Source organism: Symbiobacterium sp., assembly GCF_040797425.1.
GTDB lineage: Bacteria > Bacillota > Sulfobacillia > Symbiobacteriales > Symbiobacteriaceae > Symbiobacterium.
Map to the genome: position 1 here is coordinate 1 of NZ_JBFNEH010000093.1, position 6,931 is coordinate 6,931.

The following is a 6,931-nucleotide window of genomic DNA, read 5'->3' on the forward strand; positions in this document are numbered from 1 at the left end:
CGTTGAGGCGGCTCCCAGGCCCCTCATCACGGCCGTTTTCGACGGAATACCCCCAGATTCGACAAGATGTTGGCGGAGGCCAAGTTTACATAACGGCAGTACAGGGCAGTTTTTCCCCCTATCTCGCCGAAAATAGGGGCCGATTTTCCCCGCATTTTTCAGCCCGGTGCCTGGCACCGGGACGGGGCGGGTCCGCCGAAACGGTGCGCTCCCCCGATGCCGCTGCGGGGCATGCACGAGGGCGTGGCGGACTCGCCGGCGGCACGTGAGGTCGCCCCGGCGCGCCTCCTTCGGAGACCGGATGGGGGTCATCGGGGGCGCACCCTAGATACCCCTCCACCTGTAGGTTCAGCTTTCCTGTCCGTAGGGTTCTGATTTCGGCAAACCCGTGGAGGCAGCGAAATGGATGCGTTACAATGGCGCCGGAATGTGAAAGGATGAACAACATGGCCGTACAAGGAACACCCACCAGCCAGCGCCTGCATATCGCCTTCTTCGGCCGGCGCAACGCGGGCAAGTCCAGCCTCATCAACGCCCTGAGCCGGCAGGAGGTCTCGCTGGTCTCCCCGGTGCCCGGCACGACCACCGACCCGGTGCGGCGCCCGATGGAGCTGCATCCGCTGGGACCGGTGGTCCTCATCGACACGGCGGGTATTGACGACACGGGGGAGCTGGGCGAGCTGCGGGTGGCCCGGAGCCTGCAGGTCCTGGACCAGACGGACCTGGCGGTGCTTGCCGTCCCTGCCGGGGAGGAGCCCGGCGAGGCCGAGGAGCGGCTGGTCCAGGAGCTGAAGCGACGCGCCACGCCGGCCGTCGGCGCGGTGACCAAGGCAGACCTGGACCCCGAGGGTGCCGCCCGCCAGGCCGCCCGCCTCAGCGAGCGCATCGGCTTCCCCTTCTGCGTGAGCAGTGCCCAAGGCGATCCGGGCGTGGCGGAACTCCGGCAGCGCATTATCGCCGCCGCCCCGGTGGACAGGGCCGAGGTGCCGCTGCTCGCCGATCTGATCCAGCCCGGCGACCTGGTGGTCCTGGTGGTGCCCATTGACTCGGGCGCTCCCAAAGGGCGGCTGATCCTGCCACAGGTTCAGGCCATCCGCGAAGTGCTGGACGCCGGGGCCATCGCCGTTGCCGTGCGGGATCGAGAGCTTCCAGGGGCCCTGGCCTCCCTGGACCGCAGGCCTGCCCTCGTGGTCACCGACAGCCAGGTCTTCGGGCCGGTCAGCCGCACGGTGCCGCCCGAGATCCCGCTCACCTCGTTCTCGATCCTCATGGCCCGGCACAAGGGGGACCTGGAGGAACTGGTGCGGGGCGCCCAGGCCGTCGACCGCCTCCGCCCGGGCGACCGGGTGCTGATCGCAGAGACCTGCACCCATCACCAGCAGAAAGACGACATCGGCACGGTGAAGATCCCCCGGTGGCTGCGCGAGCGCGTGGGCGGCGACCTGCAGTTCGAGTGGGCGCACGGGCAGGAGATGCCCGCCGACCTCACGTCGTACCAGCTCATCGTCCACTGCGGCGGCTGCATGGTGAACCGCCAGCTGATGCTCAGCCGCATCCGCCAGGCGCAGGCGGCCGGGGTGCCCATCGTCAACTACGGCGTCCTCATCGCACATCTGCACGGAATCCTGCCACGCGCGCTCTCGCCCTTCCGGCAGCCGGGCGGGACCCACGGGGGGAATACGTGATGATCCGCAGCGAGGTGCTCTCTCTGATCGACCGCGCCGAGGGCGGGGCGGACCTCACCCGGGACGAGCTCGCGTGCCTGCTGAGCCTCGAAGGCGAGGAGCAGCAGGCCTTGTTCGCCGCGGCGGACCGGGTCAGGGCCCGCACGATGGGCGACGGGGTCCACCTGCGGGGCCTCATCGAGTTCTCGAACATCTGCCGGATGGACTGCCACTACTGCGGCATTCGCCGCTCCAACCGGCACGTGCGCCGGTACCGGATGGCGCCGGAGGAGATTGTGGCGGCGGCCCGGGGCGCCCACCGGCTGGGCTACGGCAGCGTCGTGTTCCAGTCCGGGGAGGGCGACGCCCTGGACCCGGAGGAGCTGGCCGGTGTGGTGCGGGCGATCAAGGCCACCACGCCGCTCGCGGTCACCCTGAGCGTGGGGGAGCGCACCCGCGAGGAGTACGCGCTGTGGAAGGCGGCCGGGGCCGACCGGTTCCTGCTCCGGCACGAGACCGCCGATCCCGAACTCTTCGCCCGGCTGCGGCCGGGCCGGCGGCTGGAGCAGCGGGTACAGTGCCTCCTGTGGCTCCGGGAACTGGGGTACCAGGTGGGCAGCGGCTTCATGGTGGGCCTGCCCGGCCAGACCGTCGAGACCATCGCCGACGACATCCTGCTGCTCAAGAAACTGAATGTGGAGATGGCTGGCATCGGGCCGTTCATCCCGGCCCCCCATACGCCGCTGGAGGATGCCGCCGCCGGCACGGTTGACCAGACCCTGAACGCGGTCGCCTGCGTTCGGCTCACCATCCAGGACGCCCACGTGCCCGCCACCACGGCCCTGGGCTCGATTCACCCCCGGGGGCGGCAGCTTGCCCTGGCGTGCGGGGCGAACGTGATCATGCCCAACGTCACCCCCGGCAAGTACCGCATCCATTACCAGCTCTACCCGAACAAGATCTGCCTGCGGGAGGAGCCCGAGCAGTGCGCCCCCTGCGTGGCTGCCCTCATTCTTGGCGAAGGTCGTTTCGTGGCCACCGGCCCGGGGCACTCCCCCCGGTGGACCGCCTGAAAGGAGTCTTGCCCATGCCTGTCGCTGCTGAGAAAGCCACTTTCATTGACGACGCGGTGCTCGAGCGCCTGCTGGGCTCGGCCTCTGCCCCGTCGGCTGTCCGCCTGCGGCAGATCCTCGACAAGGCGGCCCTCGCCAAGGGTCTGGACCTGGAGGAGGTCGCCGACCTGCTGATGGTGGAGGACCCGGAGCATCTGCAGGAGATGTTCCGCACCGCCTATGAGATCAAGCAGAAGATCTACGGCAACCGCATCGTGCTGTTCGCGCCCCTCTACGTCAGCAACCTGTGCGTGAACAACTGTCGCTACTGCGCCTTCCGCCGCGCCAACGAGCAGGAGGTGCGCCGCCGCCTCACCCAGGAAGAGGTGGCGGAGGAGACCCGGGCGCTTCTGCGCATGGGCCACAAGCGGGTGCTCCTGGAGGCCGGCGAGGATCCCGTGAACTGCGACATCGACTATATCGTGGACTGTATCAACACGATCTACAGCGTCCGGGAAGGCAACGGCAACATCCGGCGCATCAACGTCAACATCGCCGCCACCACGGTGGAAGACTACCGCAGGCTGAAGGCCGCGCATATCGGCACGTACCAGCTCTTCCAGGAGACCTACCACCGGCCCACCTACGCGCAGATGCACCCTCAGGGTCCGAAGCACAACTACGACTGGCACACCACCGCCCTCGACCGGGCGCAGGAGGCCGGCATCGACGACGTGGGCGCCGGCGTGCTCTTCGGTCTCTACGACTACCGGTATGAGGTCCTGGCCCTGCTCCTGCACGTGCGCCACCTGGAGGAGCGGTTCGGCGTGGGGCCGCACACCATCTCGGTGCCCCGGCTGCAGCCGGCCCCGGGCGTGGACCTTACCACCTTCCCCCACCTGGTCTCCGACGACCAGTTCCTGAAGCTGGTGGCGATCCTGCGAATGGCCGTTCCCTATACGGGCATGATCATCTCCACCCGGGAGACGCCCGAGGTGCGGGAGCAGGTGCTCCGGCTCGGCATCTCCCAGATGAGCGCCGGCTCCAGCGTGGGCATCGGCGGGTACAGCCGGCTCACCCGGGGCGAGCGGGCGGCGACCTCCCAGTTCATCCAGGGCGACCACCGGTCGCCCGACGAGGTCATCCGCTGGCTCTGCGAGCTCGGCTACCTGCCCAGCTACTGCACCGCCTGCTACCGCCAGGGGCGGACCGGCGACCGGTTCATGGCGCTGGCCAAGACCGGCCAGATTCAGAATCTCTGCCAGCCCAACGCCATCTTGACTTTCCAGGAGTACCTGGAGGACTACGCCACGGAGGAGACCCGCGCAGTCGGCCAGCGCACTGAGTCCGCGAACCTGGCGCAGATCCCGAGCGCGAAGATGCGCGCCGAGACCGAGCGGCGGCTGGCGCGCATCAAGGCCGGTGAGCGGGACCTCTTCTTCTGAGCTGACCGACCGCGGGGCGCGACGGGGGAGGGGGATGACCGGTGAGGCGGATCCGGCGGAGGCTGTGGAGCCTCTTGGGCATCGCAACCGCCCTGGTGCTCTGGCACCTGATCGCACTGCAGTACCCGCCCTGGGCCGTGCCCACGCCGCTGGACGTGGCCCGCGAGCTCGTGCGCCTGGGGCAGACCGGCGCACTCTGGCGCGCCGTGGCCGTCACCACCGGCCGGACGCTCGCCGGCTTCGGCATCGCCGTCCTGCTGGGCGGCGGCGCCGGCCTCCTCTCGGGCCTCCTGCCGCCGCTCCGGCAGGCCCTGGCGCCGGTGGTCACGGCGATCCAGGGGGTGCCCCCGGTGGCCCTCATCATCGTCGCCCTGCTCTGGTTTGACGCGAACAGTTCGGCGCCCATCTTCACCATCGCCGTGGCCGTGCTGCCCATCATCTTCGCTGCAGCGGTGGAGGGTGCGGGCGCCGTCGACCGCAACCTGATCGAGATGGCCACGGTCTTCCGTGCGCCGCGGCGCATGCTGGTGACCGAGATCTACCTGCCCCACCTGCTGGGCTACCTGTTCCCGGCGCTTCTGTCGGGCCTCGGCCTGGCCTGGAAGGTGGCCCTCCTGGCCGAGCTGATGGCCGGCAGCCGTACCGGCATGGGCGCGGGGCTGGGGACGGCCCGGGTGAACCTGAACGTCGCCGGCATGTTCGCCTGGATCGCCGTGGTGGTGATCCTGCTGCTGACCATGGAGAACCTGCTGCTCCGTCCGCTCAAGCGCCGCCTGGAACCCTGGCGGCGGGGCGGGGAAGGGGGTGGCGGCTGATGCTCACCCTCACCGGGGTCGGCCACGATTACGCCGGCGTGCCGGCGCTGACCGACATCGACCTCACCCTGGAGCCGGGCCAGATCCTGGCCGTGGTGGGGCGCTCCGGCTGCGGCAAGACCACCCTTCTGCACATCGCCGCCGGCCTCATCACCCCCACCCGGGGGCGCGTGGAGAACCGCTTCCGGCGGCCCGCGTACGTCTTCCAGGAGCCACGGCTCCTGCCGTGGCGCACCGCCTGGCAGAACATCGCCTTCGGGCTGAAGGCCGCCGGCCGGCCGACGGCCGAGCAGCGGCGAGTGGCATCCGCCCTGATGGAGCGGCTGGGCCTGGAGGGCGCTGCCGACAAGTACCCCCACGAGCTGAGCGGCGGGATGCGCCAGCGGGTGGCCCTCGGCCGGGCCCTGGCCATTGAGCCCGACCTCCTGCTCCTGGACGAGCCCTTCGCCGCCCTGGACCCCGGCCTCAGGGCCGGCATGCAGCGGCTCGTGCTGGATCTGCTGGAGGAGCGCCGGCTGGCCGCCCTCTTCGTAACCCACGACCTCACGGAAGCGGTGCGGATGGGCGACACGCTGATCGCCCTCTCCCCGGCCCCCGGCCGGATCATCGCCCGGCTGGAGCTGGGCCGCACGCCCCGCACCGACGCCGAGACTTACGTCCACAGGACCGTGGCCGCCATCTGGCCGCGTGTCTCCAGAGCATTTCCCGACTAGGAGGCTTGTCCCATGCGTCGACACAGCGCGGTATTGCCCAGGCTGCTGGTCTGCTTGCTCGCCCTCGGCCTGCTCTTCGGCTGCGCCCGTCCCGCTCCCAACACGGAGTCGCCCGGCTCGGAGCAGCCCGGCGCGCAGACCGAGGCCCCGCAGGCCGAAGAGCCCACTGAACCCGGCGAGTCCGCCGAACCCGCCGAACCCCTCGCACAGTTGCAGATGCAGGCGCCGTCCGCCCCGCCCTCGATTCTGCTGGCCCACCTGGCCACGCAGGAGCGGCTCACCAGCCTGGTGAACGAGGTGAATTTCCAGGCGTTCGCCAACCTGGACCAGCTCCGGGCGGATATGGTGAAGGGCCAGGTGCAGGTCGCGGCCGTGCCCACCTACGTGGCCGCCAACCTGTACAACAAGGGGCTGCCCGTGAAGCTCCTCAACGTGACCGTGTGGGGCCACCTCTCGGTGCTGACGGCCAACCCGGACATCCAGGGCTGGGAGGACCTGCGCGGCAAGACGGTCTACATCCCCTTCAAGAACGACTCGCCCGACCTGATCTTCCGTACAGTCGCCAAGCTGGCCGGCGTGCCGGAGGAGGAGATGGACTTGCAGTACGTCTCCGCCGCCCCTGAGGCGCTGCAGATGCTCATGGCCGGCAAGGCAGACGCCGCCGTGCTGCCCGAGCCCGTGGCCACTGCCGCGATCCTGCAGGGCAAGCAGAACAACGTCCCGGTGCGGGAACTGTTCGAGCTCCGGCAGGAGTGGGGCCGCGTGACCGGCCGGGAGCCCTTCATCCCGCAGATCGGCACCATCGCCGTCACCGAGCTGATCGAGCAGCATCCCGACGTCATCGCCGCCATCCAGGAGGGGCTGCAGGAGTCGGTGCAGTGGATCCAGGAGAACCCCGCCGACGCCGCGGCCCTGGGCGAACCTTACCTCAACGGGCTGAAGGTGCCGGTGATCCAGAACTCGCTGGACCGGACGCCGTTCCGGTTCGAGACGGCGACCGAGGCCCGGGAGGCGGTGGAGTTTTACTTCACCAAGCTGGCCGAACTGAATCCCGACATCATCGGCGGCCAGCTGCCCGACGACGAGTTCTACTACGCCGGGGAGTAGATCAGCCGAAGCGGCCCGTGACATGGGCTTCCACGCGCAGGACCCCGCCTCCGACGCCTGTTCGGTGGCGGGGTCCTGCGCGCGTCCAGGGTCACCACGGTTTATTCAGCATGTGTGTCAGTCTGGCCGTGTACC

General features: G+C 69.6%; 6 protein-coding genes. All 6 read left to right on the top strand.

The window, feature by feature from the left end:
• Window positions 1-446: 446 nt before the first annotated feature.
• Genes hydF through AB2385_RS16420 form a run of 6 tightly spaced genes read left to right on the top strand, consistent with a single transcriptional unit; the run spans window position 447 to window position 6,796 of the window.
• Window positions 447-1,685 carry a [FeFe] hydrogenase H-cluster maturation GTPase HydF gene (gene hydF / locus AB2385_RS16395; RefSeq protein ID WP_367656085.1) on the top strand — a complete coding sequence of 413 codons (1,239 nt, stop codon included), beginning with the start codon at window positions 447-449 and terminating at the stop codon, window positions 1,683-1,685.
• On the top strand, window positions 1,685-2,737 hold the full coding sequence (gene hydE / locus AB2385_RS16400; protein WP_367656087.1) for a [FeFe] hydrogenase H-cluster radical SAM maturase HydE: 1,053 nt from the start codon (window positions 1,685-1,687) through the stop codon (window positions 2,735-2,737). The genes hydF and hydE overlap by 1 nt, the downstream gene beginning before the upstream one ends.
• A 14-nt stretch (window positions 2,738-2,751) precedes the next feature.
• The gene (gene hydG / locus AB2385_RS16405) at window positions 2,752-4,161 is read left to right on the top strand and encodes a [FeFe] hydrogenase H-cluster radical SAM maturase HydG (RefSeq protein WP_367656088.1); all 1,410 of its coding nucleotides are present in this window, start codon (window positions 2,752-2,754) and stop codon (window positions 4,159-4,161) included.
• Between the two features lie 41 nt (window positions 4,162-4,202).
• Window positions 4,203-4,976 carry an ABC transporter permease gene (locus tag AB2385_RS16410; protein ID WP_367656090.1) on the top strand — a complete coding sequence of 258 codons (774 nt, stop codon included), beginning with the start codon at window positions 4,203-4,205 and terminating at the stop codon, window positions 4,974-4,976.
• Window positions 4,976-5,689, top strand: coding sequence for an ABC transporter ATP-binding protein (locus AB2385_RS16415; RefSeq protein ID WP_367656091.1), 714 nt, complete (start codon window positions 4,976-4,978; stop codon window positions 5,687-5,689). Before AB2385_RS16410 ends, AB2385_RS16415 begins: the two co-directional genes overlap by 1 nt.
• A 12-nt stretch (window positions 5,690-5,701) precedes the next feature.
• Window positions 5,702-6,796: an ABC transporter substrate-binding protein gene (locus tag AB2385_RS16420; protein ID WP_367656092.1), complete on the top strand. Its 1,095-nt coding sequence runs from the start codon at window positions 5,702-5,704 to the stop codon at window positions 6,794-6,796.
• Window positions 6,797-6,931: the final 135 nt, after the last annotated feature.